Annotated in this window: 22 protein-coding genes and 5 tRNA genes; 19 read left to right on the top strand and 8 right to left on the bottom strand. The window is 71.1% G+C overall.

Features of this window, described 5'->3' with window-relative positions; genetic code table 11:
* The first annotated feature begins 11 nt into the window (after positions 1-11).
* From ACZ7L6_RS32220 to ACZ7L6_RS32255, 8 genes are all read left to right on the top strand, one after another.
* The gene (locus ACZ7L6_RS32220) at positions 12-2,225 is read left to right on the top strand and encodes a hypothetical protein (protein WP_471930031.1); all 2,214 of its coding nucleotides are present in this window, start codon (positions 12-14) and stop codon (positions 2,223-2,225) included.
* Between the two features lie 36 nt (positions 2,226-2,261).
* Positions 2,262-3,005 (top strand): HAD family hydrolase, encoded by a 744-nt coding sequence (locus ACZ7L6_RS32225; protein WP_471930033.1) that lies wholly within the window; start codon positions 2,262-2,264, stop codon positions 3,003-3,005.
* 93 nt (positions 3,006-3,098) lie between these two features.
* Positions 3,099-3,170: transfer RNA gene (locus ACZ7L6_RS32230), tRNA-Gln, on the top strand.
* 21 nt (positions 3,171-3,191) lie between these two features.
* Positions 3,192-3,264, top strand: a tRNA-Glu gene (locus ACZ7L6_RS32235).
* 29 nt (positions 3,265-3,293) lie between these two features.
* Positions 3,294-3,366 (top strand) — tRNA-Glu (locus tag ACZ7L6_RS32240).
* Between the two features lie 20 nt (positions 3,367-3,386).
* Positions 3,387-3,458 (top strand) — tRNA-Gln (locus ACZ7L6_RS32245).
* Between the two features lie 28 nt (positions 3,459-3,486).
* Positions 3,487-3,559 (top strand) — tRNA-Glu (locus ACZ7L6_RS32250).
* A gap of 294 nt (positions 3,560-3,853) precedes the next feature.
* Positions 3,854-4,375: a DUF4188 domain-containing protein gene (locus ACZ7L6_RS32255; RefSeq protein WP_471930035.1), complete on the top strand. Its 522-nt coding sequence runs from the start codon at positions 3,854-3,856 to the stop codon at positions 4,373-4,375.
* Positions 4,376-4,446: 71 nt separating this feature from the next.
* Here ACZ7L6_RS32255 and ndgR read toward each other — a convergent pair whose 3' ends face one another.
* Positions 4,447-5,163 carry an IclR family transcriptional regulator NdgR gene (ndgR, locus tag ACZ7L6_RS32260; RefSeq protein ID WP_003997614.1) on the bottom strand — a complete coding sequence of 239 codons (717 nt, stop codon included), beginning with the start codon at positions 5,161-5,163 and terminating at the stop codon, positions 4,447-4,449.
* Positions 5,164-5,365: 202 nt separating this feature from the next.
* Here ndgR and leuC point away from each other — a divergent pair, with 202 nt between their 5' ends.
* The 4 genes from leuC to ACZ7L6_RS32280 all read left to right on the top strand — a co-directional run bounded on the left by leuC (position 5,366) and on the right by ACZ7L6_RS32280 (position 8,674).
* Positions 5,366-6,796, top strand: a complete 1,431-nt coding sequence (gene leuC, locus ACZ7L6_RS32265; RefSeq protein WP_471930037.1) for a 3-isopropylmalate dehydratase large subunit — start codon at positions 5,366-5,368, stop codon at positions 6,794-6,796.
* A gap of 6 nt (positions 6,797-6,802) precedes the next feature.
* The gene (gene leuD / locus ACZ7L6_RS32270) at positions 6,803-7,396 is read left to right on the top strand and encodes a 3-isopropylmalate dehydratase small subunit (protein WP_471930039.1); all 594 of its coding nucleotides are present in this window, start codon (positions 6,803-6,805) and stop codon (positions 7,394-7,396) included.
* 265 nt (positions 7,397-7,661) lie between these two features.
* Entirely contained in the window at positions 7,662-7,892 is a 231-nt protein-coding gene (locus ACZ7L6_RS32275; protein WP_471930041.1) for an SCO5555 family protein, read from the top strand.
* 137 nt (positions 7,893-8,029) lie between these two features.
* Entirely contained in the window at positions 8,030-8,674 is a 645-nt protein-coding gene (locus ACZ7L6_RS32280) for an HU family DNA-binding protein (RefSeq protein ID WP_433048328.1), read from the top strand.
* A 63-nt stretch (positions 8,675-8,737) separates the two neighbouring features.
* On the opposite strand, the gene ACZ7L6_RS32285 is transcribed toward ACZ7L6_RS32280, so the two are convergent.
* The gene (locus ACZ7L6_RS32285; RefSeq protein WP_471930043.1) at positions 8,738-8,941 is read right to left on the bottom strand and encodes a hypothetical protein; all 204 of its coding nucleotides are present in this window, start codon (positions 8,939-8,941) and stop codon (positions 8,738-8,740) included.
* A 146-nt stretch (positions 8,942-9,087) separates the two neighbouring features.
* Complete coding sequence (gene cofC, locus ACZ7L6_RS32290; RefSeq protein WP_471930045.1) at positions 9,088-9,726, bottom strand: 2-phospho-L-lactate guanylyltransferase; 639 nt, start codon at positions 9,724-9,726, stop codon at positions 9,088-9,090.
* A gap of 214 nt (positions 9,727-9,940) precedes the next feature.
* Here cofC and ACZ7L6_RS32295 point away from each other — a divergent pair, with 214 nt between their 5' ends.
* The 3 genes from ACZ7L6_RS32295 to ACZ7L6_RS32305 all read left to right on the top strand — a co-directional run bounded on the left by ACZ7L6_RS32295 (position 9,941) and on the right by ACZ7L6_RS32305 (position 13,076).
* Positions 9,941-10,729: a lysophospholipid acyltransferase family protein gene (locus tag ACZ7L6_RS32295; protein WP_471930047.1), complete on the top strand. Its 789-nt coding sequence runs from the start codon at positions 9,941-9,943 to the stop codon at positions 10,727-10,729.
* Positions 10,726-11,736, top strand: coding sequence for an NAD(P)H-dependent glycerol-3-phosphate dehydrogenase (locus ACZ7L6_RS32300; RefSeq protein WP_433048340.1), 1,011 nt, complete (start codon positions 10,726-10,728; stop codon positions 11,734-11,736). The genes ACZ7L6_RS32295 and ACZ7L6_RS32300 overlap by 4 nt, the downstream gene beginning before the upstream one ends.
* Positions 11,737-11,918: 182 nt before the next feature.
* Positions 11,919-13,076, top strand: coding sequence for a D-alanine--D-alanine ligase family protein (locus ACZ7L6_RS32305; protein WP_471930049.1), 1,158 nt, complete (start codon positions 11,919-11,921; stop codon positions 13,074-13,076).
* Positions 13,077-13,116: 40 nt separating this feature from the next.
* Here ACZ7L6_RS32305 and ACZ7L6_RS32310 read toward each other — a convergent pair whose 3' ends face one another.
* Positions 13,117-13,626: a DUF3515 domain-containing protein gene (locus ACZ7L6_RS32310; protein ID WP_471930051.1), complete on the bottom strand. Its 510-nt coding sequence runs from the start codon at positions 13,624-13,626 to the stop codon at positions 13,117-13,119.
* A 20-nt stretch (positions 13,627-13,646) separates the two neighbouring features.
* Entirely contained in the window at positions 13,647-13,880 is a 234-nt protein-coding gene (locus tag ACZ7L6_RS32315) for an Lrp/AsnC family transcriptional regulator (protein ID WP_003997603.1), read from the bottom strand.
* 206 nt (positions 13,881-14,086) lie between these two features.
* On the opposite strand from ACZ7L6_RS32315, the gene ACZ7L6_RS32320 reads away from it, so the two are divergent.
* Together ACZ7L6_RS32320 and thiD are read left to right on the top strand one after the other, a co-directional pair.
* Positions 14,087-15,055: a thiamine-phosphate kinase gene (locus tag ACZ7L6_RS32320; RefSeq protein WP_031485172.1), complete on the top strand. Its 969-nt coding sequence runs from the start codon at positions 14,087-14,089 to the stop codon at positions 15,053-15,055.
* On the top strand, positions 15,052-15,840 hold the full coding sequence (thiD, locus tag ACZ7L6_RS32325) for a bifunctional hydroxymethylpyrimidine kinase/phosphomethylpyrimidine kinase (protein WP_471930053.1): 789 nt from the start codon (positions 15,052-15,054) through the stop codon (positions 15,838-15,840). The genes ACZ7L6_RS32320 and thiD overlap by 4 nt, the downstream gene beginning before the upstream one ends.
* Positions 15,841-15,940: 100 nt before the next feature.
* Here the strand turns inward: thiD and rpmB are convergent, their stop codons facing one another.
* Positions 15,941-16,126: a 50S ribosomal protein L28 gene (gene rpmB, locus ACZ7L6_RS32330; protein ID WP_003993230.1), complete on the bottom strand. Its 186-nt coding sequence runs from the start codon at positions 16,124-16,126 to the stop codon at positions 15,941-15,943.
* A 442-nt stretch (positions 16,127-16,568) separates the two neighbouring features.
* Between rpmB and ACZ7L6_RS32335 the strand changes: the two genes are divergently transcribed.
* Positions 16,569-18,254, top strand: a complete 1,686-nt coding sequence (locus ACZ7L6_RS32335) for a DAK2 domain-containing protein (protein ID WP_471930055.1) — start codon at positions 16,569-16,571, stop codon at positions 18,252-18,254.
* A 78-nt stretch (positions 18,255-18,332) separates the two neighbouring features.
* Here ACZ7L6_RS32335 and ACZ7L6_RS32340 read toward each other — a convergent pair whose 3' ends face one another.
* Positions 18,333-21,272 carry a tetratricopeptide repeat protein gene (locus ACZ7L6_RS32340; protein WP_471930057.1) on the bottom strand — a complete coding sequence of 980 codons (2,940 nt, stop codon included), beginning with the start codon at positions 21,270-21,272 and terminating at the stop codon, positions 18,333-18,335.
* A complete protein-coding gene (locus ACZ7L6_RS32345; RefSeq protein WP_471930059.1) occupies positions 21,269-23,107 on the bottom strand; it encodes an HSP90 family protein in 1,839 nt (612 codons plus the stop codon). The genes ACZ7L6_RS32340 and ACZ7L6_RS32345 overlap by 4 nt, the downstream gene beginning before the upstream one ends.
* Before the next feature lie 189 nt (positions 23,108-23,296).
* Here ACZ7L6_RS32345 and recG point away from each other — a divergent pair, with 189 nt between their 5' ends.
* The gene (gene recG / locus ACZ7L6_RS32350) at positions 23,297-25,504 is read left to right on the top strand and encodes an ATP-dependent DNA helicase RecG (RefSeq protein WP_471930061.1); all 2,208 of its coding nucleotides are present in this window, start codon (positions 23,297-23,299) and stop codon (positions 25,502-25,504) included.
* Positions 25,505-25,550 lie beyond the last annotated feature (46 nt).

The following is a 25,550-nucleotide window of genomic DNA, read 5'->3' on the forward strand; positions in this document are numbered from 1 at the left end:
GGGAGGGGAACGTGACTCGTTCACGAAGACTTGCCGCGGTGGCGCTCAGCGGTGCGGTGGCCCTGACATGCGCGCTGCCGATCACACCCGCGCAGGCCGCGGACTCACCCGTGGGGACGGTCCGGCTCAGCACGGAGAAGCGCGTGGAGATCGCGTACACGTGGGCAGGCGCGTCCGGATTCCGGTACCGGGGAGCGAGCGGCGGCTCCGGCACGTGGGTGGAGTACGCGGACGTCGTCCCGCCCGCCCACGCAGGTCCGGACGATCTGGCCACCGGGACCGACGTCGTCGTCACCGGCCTCAGCGGCTCCACCGTCACGCAGAAGCACCGTTCCACCGGCGCGACCGCCACCGTCACCATCCCCGCCGGCCAGACCTACAAGGCCGCCGCCGGCTGGAGCGTGCTGACCCAGGACACCGGCGGAGCCCTGCACGTGCTGCGCGCCGCCGCCGACGGCACCACCACCGACGTCCCGGTCACCGGGCTCCCCGCGGGCGCCCAGATCAGGGCCTACGTCACCGGCGGCTCGGTCCGCCGTCTCGCGGTCGTCCACACGCTGGACGGCACGACGTCCGTCGGCCTCGTCGACCTCGGGGACGGCGCCCTCCGTACGTACGTCTCCGGCTTGCGCGCGGATTCGGCGGTCGTCTTCAACGACCGCTGGATCGTCGCCGACTGGAAGGCGGTCCGCGTCGACGCCGAACCCGGCACCCAGCCCACCACGGTCACCGGGTTGCCGGGCAGCCCGAAGGCCGTCGTGGGCGACCAAGTCCTCGCCGCAAACCCGGACTTCCTCCCGGCAGGCACCCAGCCCGCACTCAATGCCCGCTCCCTCGTGACCGGGGCCGCGAGCACCGTGCTCAGCCCGTCGTTCGGCGGGATCGGCCCGACCCTGGACGGCGGCGCCCTCGCCACCGCCGGGCCCTCCAGCCTCGACTGGAACGTCCACCGGATCACCCCCGCCCAGGACGGCGGGGTCGCCACCGAGAAGGTGGCCCAGATCCCTGCCTACGCGGTCGGCGTGCAGGGACTGGCCCTCGCCGGCGGCGAGTTGTTCCTGTACGGCGCGACACCCGGCGCCTCCAACCGGTTCAGCAGCTTCCAGCTGGATGCCATGGGCAGGCCCACCGGTCAGCAGACCCCCCGCAGCCCGGGGCTCAGTGAAACCACCTGCCTCACCGGCGACGCCGCCTGCCCCCAGCTGGAGGCCCTGGGCGACGGCCGGGTCGCCTACCTGTGGGCCGGCGCCGAGGGCCAGGAATCCGTCATCAGCGTCGGCCTCGACACCACGACCAGCCGCAACGAGCCCACGGGCGACGCCGGCGGCCGCATCCCCGGCGGCAGCGGCCGCTATGTGCTCTACAACGGCGGCTCCGGCAACCAGAAGGTCGTCGACTTCCCGAACGGCGCGACCGGCGGCGAGACCACCCTCAGCCGCGCCCGCACCGCCGCCGCCGTCTGGGGCCAGGTGATGTGGACGCCCGGCAGCACCCAGGGCGCGGTCGTCGGCAAGCATCTCAAGACCGGCCAGACGGTGGCCACGGTCGCCACCGGCGCCCCCTGCACCCCCACCGACATCCAGGCCGTGAACACCTGGCTGTACTGGTCCTGCGGCTCCACCGCGGGCGTCCACGACCGGGCGACGGGCCGCAGGATCACGGTCCCCGCCGACAACGGCCCGGCCCGCCTCGCCGACGGCTTCCTGCTCCGCGAGAACCGCACCACCCACGAACTGCTGCTCACCGACTTCCACACCGGCACGGCGGTCACCCGCACCCTGGTCAAGCTGCCCACCGCGGACCAGAACACCGGAGGCAGCAACGGACGCTGGGCCGTCGACCGCTTCGGCGGCCACATCGCCTACCTCAACGGCACGTACGGCGAGGTGTCGATCGTCCCCAGCGGGGTCCCCGCCTCGGCGCTCGCGCAGATGGAGGCCCAGACCGACCCGCCCCCTCCCGGCTCGACCACGATGACCCCCTGGCAGCCCGTCTGGCAGCTCAACAAGCCCGCCACCTGGACGCTCACCCTGAGCAACAGCACCGGCACCGTCGTACGCACCCTCTCCGGCAGCACGAAGGGCGCCGCCGTCCGCGCCGCCTGGGACGGCTACTGGGGCGACGGCCGCCGCGTCGCCGGTCCCTACACCTGGAAGCTGACCGCGGAGCCACGCGACACCGAGGGCCCCGCCCTCACGGCGACCGGCACCACCACGGTCAACTGACGGACACGCTCCCGGCGTCCGGGTTACCGTCGGATCATGAGCATTCGGGCCGTGGTCTGGGACGTGGACGACACCCTCTTCGACTACACAAGTGCCGACCGTGCCGGAATGCGCCTGCATCTGGCTGCCGAGGGCCTGCTGGACGCGTACGACAGCGTCGAGCAGGCCATCGTGCGCTGGCGGGAGATCACCGACCTGCAGTGGGCGCGGTTCTCGGCGGGTGAGGTGTCCTTCGAGGGGCAGCGCCGGGACCGCGTGCGGGTCTTTCTGGGCGCGGAGCTGAGCGACGCCGAGGCGGACGCCTGGTTCCAGCGGTACATCGCGCACTACGAGACCGTCTGGAGCCTCTTTCCGGACGTCCTGCCCGTCCTGGACGCACTCGCCGCCAGCCACCGGCACGCCGTGCTGTCCAACTCCAGCATCCACGTCCAGGACCGCAAGCTGCGCGCCCTCGGCGTGTACGACCGCTTCGAGGCCGTCCTGTGCGCGGCCGAGCTCGGCGTCTCCAAGCCGGAGGTCGGCGCCTTCCACGCCGCCTGCGCAGCTCTGGAGCTCGCTCCGCACCAGGTCGCCTACGTCGGCGATCACCCGGAGATCGACGGGCGCGGTGCCGCGGACGCCGGGTTGCTGTCGGTGTGGATCGACCGTGACGGCGTGTACACCAGCGATGACGCGTCCGCCCCGGCGAACGGCAGACCGCACCGGATCGCGTCGCTCGCCGAACTCCCCGCGCTCCTTGGCGCGGATACCCGTTTTGGAGCCCCGTCCACCTTCGGGTAATGTTCTTCCTGCGCCGCCGGGGAGCGGGCCGAAAGGCCGGAAACCCGGAGGAGCGAACTAGAACAAGATCCCCCGCAGGGGCTTGCGTTCCAGTGGCCTATGGTGTAATTGGCAGCACGACTGATTCTGGTTCAGTTAGTCTTGGTTCGAGTCCAGGTAGGCCAGCTCGCAGAGCTCATCTGCAAAGCCCCCGTTGTGTAGCGGCCTAGCACGCTGCCCTCTCAAGGCAGTAGCGCCGGTTCGAATCCGGTCGGGGGTACTGATCTCGATCAACTCGGGATCGCTAGGGCCCCCGTTGTGTAGCGGCCTAGCACGCCGCCCTCTCAAGGCGGTAGCGCCGGTTCGAATCCGGTCGGGGGTACTGACTGGTCTAAACCACATTGGTCTATGGTGTAATTGGCAGCACGACTGATTCTGGTTCAGTTAGTCTTGGTTCGAGTCCAGGTAGACCAGCTCGGACCTGCGGAAACGCAGAGTCCACGCCCCCGTTGTGTAGCGGCCTAGCACGCCGCCCTCTCAAGGCGGTAGCGCCGGTTCGAATCCGGTCGGGGGTACACAGTGAAGGCCCTCCACTTCGGTGGGGGGCCTTCGTCATGCTTCCTCCCGGGCGCCAACCGCGCCTGCGCCGACCGGAGTTGAGCGCGCCACGCGCAGCCCGTGCAGATGCACCTCTCCTCAACGGACCTTCCCGCAGGCAGTACTTGATCGTCGCGATGGGCACCCGTACCCCACCGTGCTCGCCGAGCGCGGCTGGCCGCATCTCTTGCGCCCTTGATTGGGAAGTGCCACTATCCAATCGCTGCCAGAAGACCAGTGCCGCTATCCCGTGAGGGAACCAGGGAGTCGCCGTGTCAGCGAAGCCGGTGTTGGGTCGTACGACCGCGGATGCCCGAGGGGATGTGGTCGTCCTGCTCATCGGGGTGCGGATCAACCACTTCTGGGCGGTGCACCAGTGGCTGCCGGCCATGCTGTCGATGATCCGCATGCTGAGGGAGCTCGCGCGGGACGGCGAGCGGGGCCTGCTGGGGCGCGTGCTGCTGACGGCCTCGCCGCGGACGTACTACGTCGTCCAGTACTGGGAGTCCAAGGAGAAGCTCTACGCCTACGCGACGGCGCCCGACCTGGTGCACCACAAGGTCTGGGGGATCATCAACCGCAAGGAACGGGCGGGGAAGACGCGTGGGCACGTGGGGATCTGGCACGAGGCGTATGTCGTGCCCGAGGGGGCGTACGAGTCGATCTACGCGGACATGCCGGCGTTCGGGCTCGCCGCGGCCCACGGGCAGGTGCCCGTCGAGAAGCGGGGGCGTTACGCGAAGGACCGGTTCGCGCACCGGTCGACGGCAGGGGTGGCCGAAGAGGCCGGGTGACCGGGGGGATCGGGGGAACGAGGGGCCTGCCGCGGCGTTGAGGCAGATCCCCTCGTCGATGTACCCGAAGGTCAGCCGGAGCGGCGCAGGGCCTCGGAGAGGCGGGCGGCGGCGTCGATGACCGCCTGGGCGTGCATACGGCCCGGGTGGCGGGTCAGGCGCTCGATGGGGCCGGAGACCGATACGGCGGCCACCACGCGGTTCGACGGGCCGCGTACGGGCGCCGAGACGGACGCGACGCCCGGCTCGCGCTCGCCGATCGACTGGGCCCAGCCACGGCGTCGTACGCCCGAGAGCGCGGTGGCCGTGAAGCGGGCGCCCTGCAGACCCCGGTGCAGACGCTCCGGCTCCTCCCAGGCCATGAGGATCTGCGCCGAGGAACCCGCCTTCATCGTGAGCGTGGAGCCGACCGGGACCGTGTCCCGCAGGCCGGACAGACGCTCCGCCGCGGCGACGCAGATGCGCATGTCGCCCTGGCGGCGGTAGAGCTGTGCGCTCTCGCCCGTGACATCCCGGAGGTGGGTGAGGACCGGGCCGGCGGTGGCGAGGAGACGGTCCTCACCCGCGGCCGCGGCAAGTTCTGCCAGGCGAGGGCCGAGAATGAAACGGCCCTGCATGTCACGCGCCACCATGCGGTGGTGTTCCAGAGCCACGGCCAGTCGATGGGCCGTGGGTCGTGCCAGTCCGGTGGCCGAGACGAGCCCTGCGAGGGTGGCCGGACCGGACTCCAGGGCGCTCAGGACAAGGGCTGCCTTGTCCAGAACGCCGACGCCGCTACTGTTGTCCATGAAACGATACTCGCGTCTCACTCTGTGAAACGCAAGTTCAATTTTCCGTGGAACACGCCACTCTGGAAGAACGAAGGCAGAGCGGCCCGCGGACCAGAGCGGGCTTGTCGGCGGACGCCCGGAAGCAGGGGCGCGGGCGCCGGCCGCCTTCTCAAGATCTCTAGTTGGGCCGGTGGACCGTATTCCGGCCGGAGGGAAAGCGATGGGTAGGACACTCGCGGAGAAGGTCTGGGACGACCACGTCGTCCGGCGCGCCGAGGGCGAGCCCGACCTCCTCTTCATCGATCTGCACCTGCTGCACGAGGTGACCAGCCCGCAGGCCTTCGACGGCCTCCGCAAGAGCGGTCGCAAGGTGCGCCGGCTCGACCTGACCATCGCCACCGAGGACCACAACACCCCGACCCTCGACATCGACAAGCCCATCGCCGACCCGGTCTCCCGGGTCCAGCTGGAGACGCTGCGCAAGAACGCCGCCGAGTTCGGCGTGCGCCTGCACCCGCTCGGTGACGTCGAGCAGGGTGTCGTACACGTCGTCGGCCCGCAGCTGGGTCTGACCCAGCCGGGCATGACCGTCGTCTGCGGTGACTCCCACACCTCCACGCACGGCGCCTTCGGCGGCCTGGCGTTCGGCATCGGCACCTCCCAGGTCGAGCACGTGCTGGCCACCCAGACGCTGCCGCTGGTCCGCCCGAAGACCATGGCCATCACGGTCAACGGCGAGCTGCCCGAGGGTGTCACCGCCAAGGACCTGATCCTGGCGATCATCGCCAAGATCGGTACGGGTGGCGGCCAGGGCTACGTCCTGGAGTACCGCGGCTCCGCCATCGAGAAGCTCTCGATGGAGGCCCGGATGACCATCTGCAACATGTCGATCGAGGCCGGCGCCCGCGCGGGCATGATCGCCCCCGACCAGACCACCTTCGACTACCTCGAGGGCCGCCCGCACGCCCCCAAGGGCGAGGACTGGGACGCCGCCGTCGAGTACTGGAAGACGCTGAAGACGGACGAGGACGCCGAGTTCGACGCCGAGGTCGTCATCGAGGCCGCCGAACTGTCGCCGTTCGTCACCTGGGGCACCAACCCGGGCCAGGGCGCGCCGCTTTCCGCGTCCGTCCCCGACCCTGCTTCGTACGAAGACGCTTCGGAGCGCCTCGCCGCCGAAAAGGCCCTGGAATACATGGGGTTGGAGGCCGGTCAGCCGCTGCGCTCCATCAAGGTGGACACCGTCTTCGTAGGCTCCTGCACCAACGGCCGCATCGAGGACCTGCGCGCCGCCGCCGAGCTCCTGAAGGGCCGCAAAGTCGCCGACGGCGTACGGATGCTGGTCGTCCCCGGCTCCGCGCGGGTCGGTCTGCAGGCCGTCTCCGAGGGCCTGGACGTCGTCTTCAAGGAGGCCGGCGCCGAGTGGCGGCACGCGGGCTGCTCGATGTGCCTGGGCATGAACCCCGACCAGCTGGCCCCCGGTGAGCGCTCCGCGTCCACCTCCAACCGCAACTTCGAGGGCCGGCAGGGCAAGGGCGGTCGTACGCACCTGGTGTCGCCGCAGGTCGCGGCGGCCACCGCGGTCCTGGGCCACCTGGCCTCCCCGGCCGACCTGTCCGACGCCGAGACCCGTACGCCCGCTGGAGTCTGATCAGTCATGGAAGCATTCACCACGCACACCGGCCGGGCCGTCCCGCTGCGCCGCTCCAACGTCGACACCGACCAGATCATCCCTGCTCACTGGCTCAAGAAGGTGACCCGGGACGGCTTCGAGGACGGGCTGTTCGAGGCCTGGCGCAAGGACGAGAGCTTCATCCTCAACCAGCCCGAGCGACAGGGCGCCACGGTGCTGGTGGCCGGTCCCGACTTCGGCACCGGTTCCTCCCGTGAGCACGCCGTGTGGGCGCTGCAGAACTACGGCTTCAAGGCCGTCATCTCCTCGCGCTTCGCGGACATCTTCCGCGGCAACTCGCTCAAGAACGGCCTGCTCACGGTGGTTCTGGAGCAGAAGATCGTGGATGCGCTGTGGGAGCTCACCGAGAAGGACGCGACTGCTGAGGTCACCGTGGACCTTGAGGCTCGTGAGGTGCGGGCCGAGGGCATCACCGCCTCCTTCGAGCTGGACGAGAACTCCCGCTGGCGGCTGCTGAACGGCCTCGACGACATCTCGATCACCCTGCAGAACGAGGCCGACATCGCCGCCTACGAGGCGAAGCGGCCGTCGTTCAAGCCGCGCACGCTCGAGGTCTGATCCGAGGCCCGCGCGCAAGGCGACTTTCGGACACCGCAACACCCCCTCAGTACCCCCGATCAGCCCCGATCGGGGGTACTGCCATGTCTGCACCCGAACGGCCCTGCGCGGTTCGGTGCCGGGCTCAACTTCCCACGTTACGAAGGGGGTTGTTGGGGTACGCGAGTGCTGTAGCCGTGGCTTCCGCAAGTGCCCGGAAGGCCATTTGAGGCCGGAGTTGCACCCCTGGCAGGCGACAACTCGCCCCAGATGGCACAATCTGTGCATGGAACACGACGGCCAACTCGAGCTCTATGCGGCGGTCGCGGTCCAACTCAAGGAAGCGCACGCAAGAGTGCGCGCACTGCAAGTCCCGGAGGGCGTACGGATGGCGCTGACCCGGAAGCTGCTGGTCATTACGGCCGCGGCCAAGCACGACGTCGCCGAAGCGACAAGGCGTCTGGAGCGGTTCATCGCGGACCTCGACGAGGGGCGATTCCCCGAAGAGGAACGCTGAACACCTTCGAGATCGCCGAGTCTGTTGCGGCACAAGGGTGATTAGCCCGTTTCGTGTTTGATTTGCGGTATATATCTGCCTAACGTGCGAAAAAGCTTGAACACTTTCGTTCTGGCGATGTCTCCGAAGGGGAAGACGTGAACAAGGCGCAGCTCGTAGAAGCGATTGCCGACAAGATGGGCGGCCGCCAGCAGGCCGCCGAGGCTGTCGACCACGTACTGGACGCGATCGTCCGCGCGGTCGTCGCGGGTGAGCGGGTCTCGGTCACCGGCTTCGGTTCGTTCGAGAAGGTCGACCGCCCGGCTCGTTACGCCCGTAACCCCCAGACGGGCGAGCGGGTTCGGGTCAAGAAGACCTCCGTTCCGCGCTTCCGTGCGGGTCAGGGCTTCAAGGACCTGGTCAGTGGCTCGAAGAAGCTCCCGCGGGGCGGCGAGGTCGCCGTCAAGAAGGCGCCCAAGGGCAGCCTGACCGGTGGTGCCGCGGCGACGGTCAAGAAGGCCGCCGCGAAGAAGACCACCAAGGCGGCCGCGGCGAAGAAGACGACCGCGAAGAAGACGACGGCCAAGAAGACCACGGCCGCCGCCAAGAAGACCACCGCGAAGAAGGCGCCGGCGAAGAAGACCACGACGGCGGCCAAGACCACCGCGGCGAAGAAGACCACCGCCAAGAAGGCGACGGCCAAGAAGGCCCCGGCGAAGAAGGCGACCGCCAAGAAGGCGCCCGCCAAGAAGTCGACGGCGCGCAAGTCGACCGCCAAGAGGGCCAGCACCCGCAGCAGGTAAACCGACCGCAAGGGCACTCACGCGCCGGGCCGGACTCCTTGGGGAGCCCGGCCCGCGGCGTGTTCAGAGGGTCTGCAGTGTTACCAGCGTGATCCGCAGGGCTTCGCCCTCGCCCTCCGTTTCGATGCGGACCCGTTGGCCGGGGCGCAGCAGCCGCAGGGCGCCCGCGTCGAACGCCGGGGCGTCGAAGGGGATGGGGGTGCCGTCGTCGAGGAGGACGCTGCCGGTGCGGGTGTCGGCGTCGTAGGTATATGCGGTGGCCTGCATGGTGGTCAGCGTATGCGCTCTGCTGGGGTGCCGCGAGGTGTCGCCTTGCGGCTGCGGCGCCGTTGGGGCTGGTCGCGCCCGCCCGGCGGAGCCGCATATCGATACAGCCCCGCGCCCTTGACCCCTGCGCCCCTTCGGGGCGCCGGCTATTGCCCCGTGATCAGCAGGCGTGCCGCCATCGCCGCCGTACGCGGCCCCACCCCCAGCGCCAGCGCCGTGCGCAGGTCGTCGCCGGTGTCCACGTCCTGGCGTACGGAGTCCACGTCGGTGAGGGAGAGTTCCACGGCCCCCGACGCGCGATGACGGGCCCGGGAATCCTCGCCGAATGCGGGGAGCAATTCATGTCCGGGGGCCGCGGCCAGCAAGGTCGTGCCGATTGCCGCGGCGTCCGGGAGAAAAGCGCGGGGGAATTCCGTCGCCGCGTCGAGGACCCGGGCCAATTCCAGGGGGCGCAGGGCGGGGAGGTCGGCGTTCAGGGCCGCTACGGCGCTTTCGGGGCGGGACGAGCGTACGAGCGCCGCCCCGTGGGCCAGCGCCGCGTTCAGGCCGTCGCCCGGCTCGTCGGGGACGATGTGCGCGCCGAGGGCGCCCAGCTCGCGGCCGGCCACGGTGTCGTCCGTGACGACTGCCACATCCTTCACCGCGGGGCAGGCCAGGGCCGCCGTCACCGTGTCCTGGGCGAACGCGAGGGCCAGGCCCGGGCGCAGCCCGTCCGCCGCGGTGTCCGAGAGCCTGCTCTTCGCCCGCGCCAAGGGCTTCAGGGGTATGACCAAGGTCCACTGCACGAGCGTTACGTCCCTCTCTTGTCGCGGCCATTGTCACTCAGCCGTCACCACGGGCATCTGGCGGTTGGGGCAGTGGGAGGGGTGCGAAGCTCCTTGGAAGGGTGGGGGTGGGAGACGGGCGGGCGTACGGTGTTCTCGACAGACCGGCGGCCTGGGGCGACACTTGTGCGGCCCCCCGGCCCGATGTCCTTGATCCCTAGAGGAAGGTGTCCGCGTGCCCCGCCGCAGAATCGGCTTCTGGTACCGCTTCGCCGCGGTGATCTGCAAACCGCCGCTGGTGGTTCTGATCAAGCGGGACTGGCGTGGAATGGAGCACATTCCGGCCGAGGGCGGATTTATCACCGCGGTGAACCACAATTCGCACATCGATCCCTTCGCGTACGCGCACTTTCAGTACAACACCGGCCGGGTCCCGCGATTCCTCGCGAAGAGCGGGCTTTTCAAGAAGGGATTCGTCGGCGCCGCGATGCGTGGCACCGGGCAGATCCCCGTCTACCGGGAGACCACGGACGCGCTGAGCGCCTTCCGGGCCGCGATCGACGCCGTGGAGCGCGGCGAGTGCGTCGCGTTCTACCCCGAGGGCACCATCACCCGCGACCCGAACCAGTGGCCCATGACCGGCAAGACCGGCGCCGCCCGCGTTGCCCTGCAGACCAAGTGCCCGGTGATCCCGGTCGCGCAGTGGGGCGCCAACGAACTGCTGCCGCCGTACGCCAAGAAGCCCAACCTCCTTCCGCGCAAGACCCACCGGGTGCTCGCGGGCCCGCCCGTGGACCTGTCGCGGTTCTACGACAAGGAGATGACCCCGGACCTGCTGAAGGAGGCGACCGAGGTCATCATGGCCGCCATCACCTGCCAGCTGGAGGAGATCCGCGGCGAGAAGGCGCCCGAGACGCCGTACGACCCGCGTCAGGAGCGCATCGAGCAGCGGCGCAGGACCGCCGCGCAGCACCGGCAGGCGCAGCAGGTGAAGGCCGAGCAGGAAGAGGGGCAGGGCACGTGAGCAAGCCCGTCAAGGCGGCCGTCATGGGCACGGGATCGTGGGGCACCGCCTTCGGCATGGTGCTCGCCGACGCCGGCTGCGAGGTGACCCTGTGGGCCCGCCGCGCCGACCTCGCGGAAGCGGTCAACTCCACCCGTACGAACCCCGACTACCTCCCCGGCGTCGAACTCCCGGAGAACCTGCGGGCGACACCGGACGCCGCCGAGGCCACGCACGGTGCCGACTTCACCGTCCTCGCGATTCCCTCGCAGACCTTGCGCGGCAACCTCGCAGAATGGACCCCGCTGCTCGCGCCCGGCACGGTTCTCGTCTCCCTGATGAAGGGCGTCGAACTCGGCTCCGCGATGCGGATGAGCGAGGTCATCGAGGACGTCGCCAAGGTCGGCCAGGACCGCATCGCCGTGGTCACCGGACCCAACCTCGCGCGTGAGATCGCGGCCCGTATGCCGGCCGCCGCGGTGGTCGCCTGCACGGACGAGGCCGTCGCCCAGCGGCTCCAGTCGGCTTGCCACACGCCGTACTTCCGGCCGTACACAGAGACCGACGTGGTCGGCTGCGAGCTGGGCGGTGCCGTGAAGAACGTCATCGGCCTCGCCGTCGGCATCGCGGACGGCATGGGGCTCGGCGACAACGCCAAGGGCTCGCTCATCACCCGCGGCCTGGCGGAGACCGCCCGGCTCGGGGTCGCGCTCGGCGCCAACCCACTGACGTTCGCCGGTCTCGCCGGCCTCGGCGACCTGGTGGCGACCTGTTCCTCGCCGCTGTCCCGCAACCACACCTTCGGCACCAACCTCGGCAAGGGCATGACCCTGGAGGAGACCATCGCGGTCACCAAGCAGACCGCCGAGGGCGTCAAGTCCTGTGAGTCCGTGCTGGATCTGGCCCGCCGGCACGGCGTCGACATGCCCATCACGGAGACGGTCGTGGGAATCGTCCATGAGGGCAAGCCGCCGGTGGTCGCCCTCAAGGAGCTGATGTCGCGCAGCGCGAAGCCGGAACGACGCTAGGCGCTCCGCTGGGGGTGCCGGGGTGTGCCGTCTGGCGGGTGCGGCGCCGTGGGGGCTGGTCGCGCCCGCGCGGCGGAGCCGCACATCGACAGAGCCCCGCGCCCCTGAAGGGGCGCTGCACGAACCGCCACCGTCAACGGACGCTGACTCCGGCCCCTACCACCGGGTACTCTCAACGCGATATGAGCACCGAGAACCTCCCCCAGAGCCCTGGCCAGCCGCCCCGCAAGCCGCGTGTGGCCGTCGTGTTCGGCGGTCGCAGCTCCGAGCACGGGATCTCCATGGTCACCGCCGGCGCCGTACTGCGCGCGATCGACCGGGCGAAGTACGACGTCCTGCCGATCGGCATCACACGGGAAGGCCGCTGGGTGCTCACCGCGGACGAACCCGAGCGGATGGCGATCACCGATCGCCGTACGCCCGAGGTCGAGGATCTCACCGACTCCGGCGAGGGCGGCGTGGTGCTCCCCGTCGACCCGGCGAACCGCGAAGTCGTCTACAGCGAGCCCGGATCGGTGCCCAAGGCCCTCGGCGAGATCGACGTCGTCTTCCCGGTGCTCCACGGCCCGTACGGCGAGGACGGCACCCTCCAGGGCCTCCTGGAGCTCTCCGGGGTGCCGTACGTCGGCTCCGGCGTGCTCGCCTCGGCCGTCGGCCAGGACAAGGAGTACATGAAGCGGGTGTTCACCTCGTTCGGGCTCAAGGTGGGCCCGTACGTCGTGATCCGGCCGCGCGAGTGGGAGCAGGACGAGGCCGCCGCCCGCAAGAAGATCATCGATCTCGCCGGCGATCACGGCTGGCCGCTCTTCGTGAAGCCCGCGCGCGCGGGTTCGTCGATCGGCATCACCAAGGTCGAGGACCTGTCCGGCCTGGACGAGGCGATCGCCGAGGCCCAGCGGCACGACCCGAAGATCCTCGTCGAGGCGGCGCTGCGCGGCCGTGAGATCGAGTGCGGGGTGCTGGAGTTCGAGGACGGCCCGCGTGCCTCCGTACCGGCCGAGATCCCGCCGCCGGACACGCACGCGTACTACGACTTCGAGGCCAAGTACATCGACTCGACCCCTGGGATCGTGCCGGCGCCGCTGACGCCGGAGGAGACGGCCGAGGTGCAGCGGCTGGCCGTGGACGCCTTCGAGGCGGCCTCCTGCGAGGGTCTGGTGCGCGCGGACTTCTTCCTCACCGAGGACGGGGAGTTCGTGATCAACGAGATCAACACGATGCCCGGCTTCACGCCGATCTCGATGTACCCGCAGATGTGGCAGGCGAGCGGGATCAGCTACCCGGACCTGGTCGACCAGCTGATCCAGGCGGCCTTGAGGCGGTCCACCGGGCTCAGGTAAGAGCCGTACGGTTCAGTGATCACCGTTCATTGATCACAGTTCAGTTGGCGATCCCTTCGGGGATCGCCTTCTTGACGGCCGCGGCCAGGTCGATCAGCACACCCGAGCTGTCCCGGTCCTTCGGCACGGTGACCTCGACGTATGCGAGGCGGCTCGCGGTCGTGAACCGGTACCCCCCGCCGTCCTGCTTCTCCATCAGCCACTTGACGCCTTCCACGCCACCGGCCACCGCGTCCGGGTCCCGCCCCTCGGCCACCTTGGGGTAGAGCATCTTGGGCGGTCGTGGTACACCGCACCGCAGTATGATCGCCGGGTCCCCCCAGCCCGCGGTCAGCGCGGATGCGGGCGAGGGGTCCGCACGGCTCTCACCGTCCACCTTGGCCGGCAGTACCTTGTCGAGGTTCCGGCACAGCTGCCCGGCCTTCGCGCCGGGGCTGGGAACCGCCGTCGCTGCGCTGTCGTCTGCTGATGAGCAGCCCGCGGCGGTGATCAGCAGGACGAGCGCGGGCAGCCCGAGGACAGAAGTGTGCCGGTGACGGAAAACGTTCACCGGCCAAGGGTAGACGGGGGCTACAGATGTACGACCGGGCAGGTCAGGGTGCGGGTGATGCCGTCCACTTGCTGGACCTTCGCGACCACCATGCGACCCAGGTCGTCGACTGTGTCGGCCTGGGCGCGCACGATGACGTCGTACGGTCCCGTCACGTCCTCGGCCTGGATGACTCCAGGGATCTTGCTGATCGTCTCGGCGACGGTCGACGCCTTGCCGACCTCCGTCTGGATCAGGATGTACGCCTGTACCACGGAACCTCCAGGGCGGCCACGAGGATCATGTGGGGAAAAGGAACGCCACGGTATCGCGTCGCCGCTCGCCGCGGGGAGACCTGCGGTGGCCGGGGCTTGCGCGCCGGGGTGCAGGCACGACAGAAGTTGACGTACACCTCGACCGTAGCGAGGCCAGTAGTGACGCGCGACCGGGTGCGGACAGGGACAGAAGGGGCGTAAGGGTAATGAAGGGCACTGTTGGTGAGCTCGGTGAGTTCGGGCTCATCAGGGAGCTCACCTCCCGTCTCACCACCACCCCGGCGGTCCGGGTCGGCCCCGGCGACGACGCCGCGGTGGTGGCCGCGCCCGACCGCAGGGTGGTGGCCAGCACCGACATCCTGCTGGAAGGGCGGCACTTCCGCCGCGACTGGTCCACGGCCTACGACGTCGGCCGCAAGGCCGCCGCGCAGAACCTCGCGGACATCGCCGCCATGGGCGCCGTACCGACCGCGTTGCTGCTCGGCCTGGTCGTGCCGGCCGAACTCCCGGTGACCTGGCCGAGCGAGCTGATGGACGGGCTGCGCGACGAGTGCCAGGTCGCGGGCGCCTCGGTGGTCGGCGGGGACGTCGTACGGGGCGACACCATCATGGTGTCGATCACCGCGCTCGGCGATCTGCGCAACCAGGAGCCCGTGACACGGGCCGGCGCGCAGCCCGGAGACCTCGTCGCCGTGACCGGCTGGCTGGGCTGGTCCGCCGCCGGATACGCCGTGCTGGCCCGCGGTTTCCGCTCGCCGCGCGCCTTCGTGGAGGCGCACCGGCGCCCCGAGCCGCCGTATCACGCGGGTCCGGCCGCCGCGGGGCTCGGCGCGACCGCGATGTGCGACGTGAGCGACGGACTGATCGCCGACCTCGGGCACATCGCCGAGGCGAGCAAGGTCCGTATCGACATCCGTTCGGGCGCGATCGACATCCCGACCCAGATGAACGACATCGGGCAGGCCGTCGGCGTCGACCCCATGCAGTGGGTGCTGACCGGGGGAGAGGACCACGCGATCGTGGCCACCTTCCCGCCGGACGTGAAGCTTCCGGCCCGCTGGAAGGTCATCGGCGAGGTCCTCAACCCCTCGGCGCTGCCCCAGGTGACGGTGGACGGGGCGCCGTGGACCAAGAAGGGCGGCTGGGACCACTTCGGCGGGGGCATCGAGTCATGATCCCGAACGTCCTTACGGTGGCGGGCTCCGACTCCGGCGGTGGCGCGGGCATTCAGGCCGACCTGAAGACGATGCTCGCGCTCGGCGTGCACGGCATGAGCGTCATCACCGCGGTCACGGCCCAGAACTCCCTTGGCGTGCAGGGGGCCTGGGAGCTCCCGGTGGAGGCCGTGCGGGCCCAGTACCGCAGTGTCGTCGACGACATCGGCGTACAGGCGATCAAGACGGGGATGCTCGCGTCGGCCGAACTGGTCGAGACGGTGGCCGAGTTGATCGGCGGGACGAACGCGCCGGCGGTGATCGACCCGGTGGGGGTCTCCAAGCACGGGGACTCGCTGCTCGCGGCTTCCGCGCTCGACTCGATGCGTACGAAGCTGCTGCCGGTGGCGACCGTGGCGACGCCGAACCTGGACGAGGTGGCGCAGCTGACGGGCGTGCACGTCGAGGCGGAGGAGCAGCTGCGGGACGCCGCGGCGGCCGTTCTGGCGTACGGACCGCGGTGGGTGCTGATCAAGGGCGGGCATCTGCCCGGGGACGCCGTGGATCTACTCACGGACGGCTCCGAGGAGCACTGGCTGCGGGCGCCCCGGCACGACAACCGGCACACCCACGGGACCGGGTGCACGCTCGCCTCCGCGATCGCCTCGGGGCTCGCGAAGGGGCTGTCGGTGCCGGAGGCGGTGGCGGCGGCGAAGGCGTACGTCACGGGGGCGATCAAGGCCGGGTTCGCGCTCGGCGGGGGGATCGGGCCGGTGGATCACGGGTGGCGGTTCAGGACGGCCTGATCTTGGGCTGGTTGGTTTTTGGCACAGCAAAAAGCCGGTCCACCTGAGGTGGACCGGCTTCGTGCGGCGAACCAGCGGTGGCCGCGCGCTCAGCTGAGCGTCAGCGCGAGACCTTGCCGGCCTTGATGCACGAGGTGCAGGCGTTCACGCGCTTCGGCGTCCCGCCGACCACGGTACGGACGCGCTGGATGTTCGGGTTCCAGCGGCGGGACGTACGGCGGTGCGAGTGCGAGATGTTGTTGCCGAAGCCCGGCCCCTTGCCGCAGACGTCGCAGTTGGCAGCCACGGGTCACTCCAAAGACTTCAGATGCACTTACGGTTGATCCCGGCAGGCCGGGATCAAGATCTAGGATCAGAGATCTGAGTGGCGTTGCCAGGGGAATGGCCCGATCAGGATCGGGCAACCGGAGCAGCATACAACGACTGCGCCAGTACAACGAAACTACCATGGCTGCTCAGGGGCCCGCGCTCGGCCCTCTTCCGGCGGGTACCGGCTCTGGGTCTACGCTGCGTCCCACGTCCAGCAGTCCAGGGCCTGTCTTTCGGATCAGGTCGGCTGCAACGAGCGGTGCATCTTGGCTGACCCGAGCGGGGCCTGGTGCGTGCAGCTGCAAGGCGGAGGAGGGAGTCGACGCGGAGCGTCGGCGACCGACGACAACGCCGCAGATGTGCGCACCAGGCCCCGCGACGCCGAGCTGATCCGAAAGACAGGCCCTAGGGAGGCGCAGGTGGCGCAGGTGCCGCAGACATTCTTCGATGCTCTCGCGGTGCGCACCTGGTGCGGCCTCGCGCTGGAGTCGCTCGGTCGCGCGCGTGAGGAGATCGACGCGATCAACGTCTATCCCGTGGCCGACGGGGACACCGGGACGAACCTGTATCTGACGGTGGAGTCGGCGGTCGCGGCGGTGGAGGCCGTGTTCACCGCGTACGACGTCGGAAAGCCCACCCTGGCGGACGCCGCCCGCGCGATGGCGCACGGGGCGCTGATAGGCGCCCGGGGGAACTCCGGGACGATCCTCGCCCAGCTGCTGCGCGGCATGGCCCAGGTGCTCGCCACGGACGGTGAGACGGCTCACACCGACGGATCCGGTCTCCGCCTCGCCCTGCGGCACGCGGCCGACTCCGCCCGCCAGGCCGTGGCCCACCCCGTCGAGGGCACGGTCCTCACGGTCGCCTCGGCCGCCGCCGACGCGGCCGGTGGGGCCGAGGGCGACGACTGCGGGGCGGTCGCGCGGGCGGCCTACGAGGGGGCGCGGGCGGCGCTGGCCGCGACGCCCGCGCAGCTGGCGGTCCTGCAGCGCGCGGGAGTGGTCGACGCCGGTGGGCGGGGGCTGGTGGCGGTGCTGGGCGCGCTGGTGGAGACGTTCACGGGGGAGGCGGTCTCCGAGGCGCACGCGCGCGTGGAGAGCGGTTCGCATACGGCCCCTGCTGCCGGCGACAGCGCCTTTCTCGCCGATGTCGAGGACTGCGGCGACGCCCCGCGGACGGGCGGCCCCGCCTTCGAGGTGATCTACCTGCTGGAGGCCGAGGACGCGGCCGTGGCGCGGCTGCGGGAGCGGCTCGACGGCCTCGGGGACTCGCTCGTGATCGTGGGCGGGGACGGGCTGTGGAACGTGCACGTGCACGTCGACGACGCCGGGGCCGCCGTGGAAGCCGGAGTCGAGGCCGGGCGGCCGTACCGGATCCGGATCACCCACTTCGGCGCCGGTGATGTGCACACCACTGGCGGCGAGCGGCCGCCCCGGGAGCGTGCCCAGCGTGCCGTCGTCGCCGTCGTGCCCGGTGAGGGCCTGGACGGGCTGTACCGCGAGGCCGGCGCAACCACCGTCCTCGCGCGCCCCGGGGAGCCGCCCGCGAGCGGGGAACTCGTCGACGCCGTACGACGCGCCCACGCGCGCGAGGTCGTGCTGCTGCCCAACGACCCCGAACTGCGCCACACCGCGGCCGCGGCGGCCGAACAGGCCCGCGCGGAGGGCATCCGCGTGGCGCTGATCCCGACCCGCTCGGCCGTCCAGGGCATCGCGGCGCTCGCCGTGCACGAGCCCGAACGGCGCTTCGACGAGGACGTCGTGTCGATGACCTCGGCGGCGGGCGCGACCCGCTACGCCGAGGTCGCCGTCGCCGAGCGCCAGTCCTGGACCATGGCCGGCATCTGCCAGGCCGGAGACGTCCTCGGCCTCGTCGACGGCGACGTGGCCGTGATCGGCTCGGACGTCACGGCCACCGCTGAGACGGTCCTCGACCGCATGCTCTCGGCCGGCGGTGAGCTCGTCACCCTCGTCCTCGGCGACGATGCGCCCGAGGCGATCGCCGAGCACCTGGAGGCACGCGTGCGTGAGTCGTATCTCGCCGTCGACACGGTGGTGTACCGGGGCGGGCGGCAAGGGGCGCTGCTCCTCATCGGCGTGGAGTGAGCCGGGCGGCGGGAGAGCTGTGGAGTGAGCTTGGCGGCGGGAGCGCCGTGGGACGGGCCCTGGGGCCCCGGACGGGCCTCACTCCGCGTCCGGCTCCTCCACCACCTGAAGCATCTGCCCCGCCTCCGCCCGCCGCTCGTGAGCCGCCTCGTCGTCCTCGTCAGCGCCGTCGTACGCAGTCAGCACCGCACGCGCGCGTGCCGCTGCCCGGTCCGGGCGGCTCAGGTCGGCCTCCAGCCAGCCTGCCGCGAGTTCGGCTCCGGTACGGCTGTGCAGGGCGTCGTCACCGAGGGAGGCGAACACCGTGATGGCTTGCGTCACCTGGGACAGCGCCTCCTCCAGAGCCTCCCGGATCGACTCGTCCTCGGCGTCCTCCGCGGCGGAACGAGCGAGCAGGTCGCCGAACTGGCGGTGGGTGTGGCCGAGTTCGGCGGTGAGCCGCCGCCGGGACTCCTCGTCGGCCGCCGCGTCCAGTGCCGCGGCGCACTCGCGGACCGCGCTCGCCATCAACTCGTACGCCCTGTCGTCCCGGTCCTCCACCCGCAACGCGAGCCACGCGCGGGCGCGCAGGGAGCGGACGAGGCCGTGGACGTTGCCGAGATCGCGCCACAGGGTGCCCGCGCGCGTGTAGGCCTCGTCCGCCTCGACGAGCAGACCGGCGTGGCCGAGGGACTCGGCGGCGAGGTGGGCGAGCGTGGCGTGGTCGTGCTGCTCGGGCCAGTGCCGGGCGATCTCGGCCGCCTGCAGCCGGCGTTCGGCCGCCGCGCGGTGTTCGCCGAGCTCGCTCAGGCAGTCCCCGAGCCACCACTGCGTCTGCACGACCGCCCCGTCGCCGTGCGTCTCGGCGCTGAGGTCGGGCAGCGCCGACTCCAGCACCTCGGCGGCCTCGGCGAACCGCCCCTGCCGCAGCAGGAACCCGCCGAGCTGGTGCCGCGCCCAGGCGCCCAGCGTGCGGCTCTCGCCCGCCTCGTCGGCCCAGTGCGCCGCTTCCAGGGCGTGTTCGGCGGCCTCCTCGGACAGCCCCCTGCCGCCGAGCACCTCGGCCAGCTGGAGGTGCAGCTGGGCCCGCCCAGGGGCCTCCAGATGCGGCCCGCCGTGCTCCAGGGCCGCCCGCAGCGCCCGCTCGGCCTCGGCCGTGTCGCCGAGATGGTGGGCGAGCCCGGCCAGCCGGGCCTCGTACTCCACCGCGAACCATGGCAGCCCCGCCCCGACGAACGCCGCCGAGGCCCGCGCGAACAGCCCCGCGGCCCCCTCCACGTCCCCGGTGAGCGCCGCCAGCTCCGCGAGCATCGCCTGCGCCTCCGCGGCCCGCGAGGCGAGCCGTACGTCGTCCCCGACCCGCCCGTCGACGAGCGCGAGCACCTCACGGGCGGCGGTCTCGGCCTCGGTGAGGACCGCTTGCGCCACCGCGTCCTCGGCCTCGTGCACCCGGCGCATCAGGATCCGCGCCCGGCTCATCAGCACGGCCGCCGTCTGCCGCACGCCCGTTCCGTCCTCGGCGTACAGCGCGAGGACCTGGTCGTACAGGTCGGCGATCGTCGTCAGGGCCTCAGGCACCTCGCCCGTAAGCGCGCGTACGTACGCTCCACGCGCGCGTGCGGCCAGGGCCTCCCCGGGGTCGCCCGCCTCCGCGTACAGCTCGGCGGCCTCCTCGAAGAGGGGGATGCCCTCGGGGCCCAGGTCCATCGCCCGGTGGTCGGCGATCTCGGCGCGGTCGAGGGCGGCCGGCTCGACGCCCTCGGCGGCCCGGGAGACGGCCGCCCAGGCCTCGACGGCGTTCGGCTGCAGGGTGTCCGACAGCCGCCGTGCCTCGGCGATCAGCGTGGGCAGATCGGGCCGGGTGTGCGTGTCCTCGGCGGCGGCGGGGGCGGGCGTGGGAACCGGCGTCGGCCGTGCCGCCGTACGCACCCCCAGCGGCAGCCGTTCCACCAGTGGCCGCTGCTCCATACGCCCGCGTGCCCGTTCGCTGATGTGCGTCGTGCCGTTGCGCTCGTCGAAGCGCGCCGCCAGCGCCAGGGCCTCCCCGCGCGCGTGGGCGGCGAGTTCACGAGCGGTCCAGGTACGGCCCGCCGGACCGGGCACCTGCTGATCGCCCAGCCCGAGCGCGGCCAGGCGGTCCATGAGCAGGGTCACCACCGTCATGAACTCCAGCTTGCTGCGCGGATGCCCGTCGTCCGTGAAGTACGCCGGTCGCTCCGCGAGCAGCTCCAGGCCACGCGCCTCGTTGCCGGTCAGCGCGCAGAACTCCACGTGGTCGGCGTACGCGCCGCGCATGCTCTCCATGGGCCGCACGAGCCGGAAGCCCCGCAGATGGTTGGCGCGGGCCTCGTCCGCACGGCCCAGGCGCAGCAGCGGCACCAAGGAGGAGGCGAGGACCGTGTGCGGCTCGTGGGCGCACGTGAACTCGCCCTCCAGGACCGGCCGCCACAGCTCGAGCGCCTCGGCGTCCCGGCCCCGCTCCGCCTGCCACCAGCCCTGCCCGTGCAGCTCGCACGCGTGGCAGTCGGCCATGCTGTCCCGGTCGGCGGCCAGCCAGGCGCCGTACGCCCGCTCGGCCCGCGCCACGTCCCCGACATGCGCGGCCACACTGAACTCGGCGCTGCGCACCGCCCGTTCGGAGTGCCCGGCGAGCCGGTAGCGGTGCTCCATCTCGCCGAGCCACTTCTCGACCGAGGCCAGCGGGATGTGCGGCTGGTCGAGCATGCCGGACGACATCCACTTGAAGACCCAGTGCAGTGTGTGCGTCTCGTACTCGTCGAAGTCCTCGGGGCGCTCGTCCCACATGCGCAGCAGACGCGCGAAGGGGACGAACATCTTGTCCTTCTCGGAGCTGTAGTTGTAGACCTTCAGCTGGTGTCCGAGCGCCTCGATCACGGCGAGCGGGATGTTCAGCTTCTCGGCCTCGGCGAGGAGCTGCTCCGCGCGCGCGTTGCGGGCGGGACCCTCCGGTTCGTCGGAGTTCTCCGCCATCGCCCGGCGCAGCGAGTCCAAGGCCGGGATCCCGTCGATTCCGCTCATCGGCGGCCCTCCTCGCCGTTCGTGGCCCACTCCAGCAGACCGATGAAGGCCCGGTTCAGCAGCGCCGAGTCGGCGGGCCTGAGCGGACGCTGCGCCATCAGCAGCGCCTGCCCGTACAGGGACTCGGTGGCCGTGCCGATCAGCTCCGGATCGCCCAGGGAACTGATCCTCCGGATCAGTGGGTTCAGGTGGTTGAGCACAAGACGCGCGCGTGGGGCGCTGCCGCGCAGCGAGCCGAGGATGCCCGCCCACAGGTCGTCGGCCTGCTCCTCCGCCTCCGCGCGGGCCTGCTCGTGCCGGGCCGCCCGGTCGTCGAGGTGCAGCGCGGGCACGGACAGCGGATGGAAGGCGCGCAATACGACATCACAGCCCAGCGGGTCGAGCTTCGCCCGCGCGGCCGCCAGGAAGCCGGACAGGGCCAGTTCCTCTGCCGGATCGACGGAGTCCAGGTGCGCGGTCACGGTGTCCGCGTCCAGCTCGGCGACGACCGTCCCGGGCCGTACCGAAGGCAGTGCCTCGATGAGCTCACTGTCGTACGTGTAACCGCCGTTGATCACCCCGACGCCCTGCGCGGACGCGATCGGCGCCACCTGCCGGTACTCCTCGACGGTCCGCGTGAAGTGCACCACCGGGTGCCGCTGCGCGAACTCCTCCAGGGACAGCCGCCCGTCGGTCGTCTCGAACGGCAGCCACGGCAGCATCGTGCGCAGCATCTCCCTGTCGTGCCGCGCGAGGGACTTCACGCCCAGGTGGTGCACGGACAGGAAGGCAGCGAGCCGTTCCGGATCACCGGCCGCCAGTCCGGTCAGCCAGGACCGAATCCTTTCGCCCAGCGCTTCCCGTACGGCCGCCAGGGTCTCGTCCTCGTACAGCGCCTCGCGCGAGGCCGTGGGCCGCAGGCTGTCCGTGTCGAGCACGCACCGCACGAAGAACGCCCAGTCGGGCAGCAGCTGTTCGGCCCGCTCGGTCAGCAGCATGCCCTTGAGGTGGACGCGGTGACCCGCCCGCTGGGCCGGGCTGACCGCCGAGGGAAGGACGTACGCCACGCCCCTGAGCCCCGCGAGCGGCACGTCCAGCGCGATCGAGTACAGCGGAGTGAAGCCGAACAGGTCGTGACAGTGCCGGGCCAGGGCCACCCTCCGGGTGGCGGGGGAGGGGTACGACCGGTCCCAGGGCGGCGGCAGGTCGGTGACCGCCTCGCCACCGACCCGTACGTCGTACGGCAGCAGCGAGCCGAAGTCCCGCGCCAGCGCGAGCACGCGGTCCTCGGCCAGCCATTCGGCAGCCCCGGCCCGCGCCACCAGATGCACGGTGGTGCCCGGTTCGGGACGGGCGTCGTCCGGCAGCGTCCGCACGGTGTACGAGCCGTCGTCCGTCGCCGTCCACTCCACCGGAGCCGCGTCCGGCGTACGGGCGCTGCGGCTGACCACCCGGATCCGCTCGGCGACCACGAAACAGGCCAGGAGCCCGATGCCGAACTGCCCCAGGAAGTCGGACCGGGCCTCCTGCAACCCCTCGGCACGCTTGGAGCTGCGCCCGATCGTCGCGAGGAGGTCGTGCACATCCGCCTCGGTGAGCCCGACCCCGGAGTCCTCGACCCGCAGGGTGCCTCCGTCGGCGTACAGCCGCACCTTGGCCGGCGCGCCCGGCTCCTCGGCGCGTCTGGCGGTGATGGCGTCGACGGCGTTCTGCAGCAGCTCGCGCAGATAGACCTTCGGGCTGGAGTAGAGGTGATGGGAGAGCAGGTCCACCAGACCGCGCAGGTCGACCTGGAACGTATGAGGTGACTGGGACGGCTGAGGTGCCTGGGATGACTGTGAGGTCTGGGAGTCCATCGTCGCTGCGCCGTTGGGGGACTTCGCGACGGCGCGGGGTCGGGCGGCCCCGGTGAGGCGGTGACCGCGGAAAGGATGGCCGGAGCGCGCCATCCTAGGGCGGAGCGAGCCGTCTGACCAGGGGTTTCCGGGACGTTTACCTACGCGGCCGCCGCGGCCGCTACGGCATTGTCAGTGCCGTGGTGTGGAATGGATCTCGTGCCCGCACTGGAAGAACCACTGAAGAAAGTGCTCGGCCCTCCCACCGCGAAGGTGATGGCCGAGCACCTCGGCCTGCACACCGTCGGCGACCTCCTGCACCACTACCCCCGCAGATACGAGGAGCGCGGCCAGCTCACCCACCTCGCCGACCTCCCCATGGACGAACACGTCACCGTGGTCGCCCAGGTCGCCGACGCCCGCCTGCACACCTTCGCCTCCACCAAGGCCCCCCGGGGCAAGGGCCAGCGCCTCGAAGTCACGATCACGGACGGCAGCGGCCGCCTCCAACTGGTCTTCTTCGGCAACGGCGTTCACAAGCCCCACAAGGAGCTCCTGCCGGGCACACGCGCGATGTTCGCGGGCAAGGTCTCCGTCTTCAACCGCCGCCTGCAACTGGCGCATCCGGCGTACGAGTTGCTGCGCGGTGACTCGGAGGAGACCGTGGAGACCTGGGCGGGCGCCCTGATCCCCATCTATCCGGCCACCGCCAAGCTGGAGTCCTGGAAGATCGGCAAGGCGATCCAGACGGTCCTCCCCAGCGCCCAGGAGGCCGTCGACCCCCTCCCGGACTCCCTGCGCGAAGGCCGCGGCCTGGTCTCCCTCCCCGAGGCTCTCCTCAAGATCCACCGCCCGCACACCAAGGCGGACATCGAGGACGCCCGCTCGCGCCTCAAGTGGGACGAGGCCTTCGTCCTCCAGGTCGCCCTCGCCCGCCGCCGCCACGCGGACGCCCAACTTCCGGCGGTGGCCCGCAAGCCCAAGCCGAAGGGCCTCCTGGCGGCCTTCGACGACCGCCTCCCCTTCACCCTCACCGAGGGGCAGCAGAAGGTCTCGAAGGAGATCTTCGACGACCTGGCGACCGAGCACCCGATGCACCGGTTGCTGCAGGGAGAGGTGGGTTCGGGAAAGACAATGGTGGCGCTGCGCGCCATGCTCGCCGTAGTCGACGCGGGCGGTCAGGCCGCGATGCTCGCGCCCACCGAAGTGCTGGCCCAGCAGCACCACCGCTCCGTCGTCGAGATGATGGGCGAACTGGCCGAGGGCGGGATGCTGGGTGGGGCCGACCAGGCCACCAAGGTGGTCCTGCTGACCGGCTCCATGGGAGCTGCCGCCCGCCGTCAGGCGCTGCTCGACCTGGTCACCGGAGAGGCCGGGATCGTGATCGGCACGCACGCGTTGATCGAGGACAAGGTGCAGTTCCACGACCTCGGCCTGGTCGTCGTGGACGAACAGCACCGCTTCGGCGTCGAACAGCGCGACGCCCTGCGCGGCAAGGGCAAGCAGCCCCCGCATCTGCTCGTCATGACCGCGACCCCCATCCCGCGCACGGTCGCCATGACCGTCTTCGGCGACCTGGAGACCTCGGTCCTCGACCAGCTCCCGGCCGGCCGCTCGCCGATCGCCAGCCACGTCGTCCCGGCCGCCGACAAGCCCCACTTCCTCGCCCGCGCCTGGGAGCGGGTGCGCGAGGAGGTCGGCAACGGCCATCAGGCGTACGTCGTCTGCCCCCGCATCGGCGACGAGGAGGACGACCCGAAGAAGAGCGCCAAGAAGAAGTCCCCCGAGGACGAGGCCGAGAAGCGCCCACCGCTCGCGGTCCTCGACGTGGCGGACCAGCTCTCCAAGGGCCCGCTGAGCGGCCTCAGGGTCGAGGTCCTGCACGGCCGGATGCACCCCGACGACAAGGACGCCGTCATGCGCCGCTTCGCCGCCGGCGAGACCGACGTCCTGGTCGCCACGACGGTCATCGAGGTCGGCGTGAACGTCCCCAACGCCACGGCGATGGTGATCATGGATGCCGACCGCTTCGGCGTCTCCCAGCTCCACCAGCTGCGCGGCCGCGTGGGCCGAGGCTCCGCGCCCGGTCTCTGCCTCCTGGTCACCGAGATGCCGGAGGCCAGCGCCGCCCGCCAGCGCCTCAACGCCGTCGCCTCCGCCCTCGACGGCTTCGAGCTCTCCCGCATCGACCTGGAACAACGCCGCGAGGGCGACGTCCTGGGGCAGGCCCAGTCGGGTGCGCGGTCCAGCCTGCGGGTCCTGGCGGTGATCGAGGACGAGGAGATCATCGCCGAGGCGAGGGATGAGGCGGCGACGCTGGTGGCCGCGGACCCGGAGCTGACGCAGCTTCCCGGTCTGCGGACGGCTCTGGACGCCCTCTTGGACGAGGAACGGGAGCAGTACTTGGAAAAGGGGTGACCGGAGGCGCCCCGATAGGGGCGCGGGGAACTGCGCGACCAGCCAC

It is taken from the genome of Streptomyces sp. NPDC107522 (assembly GCF_055657525.1).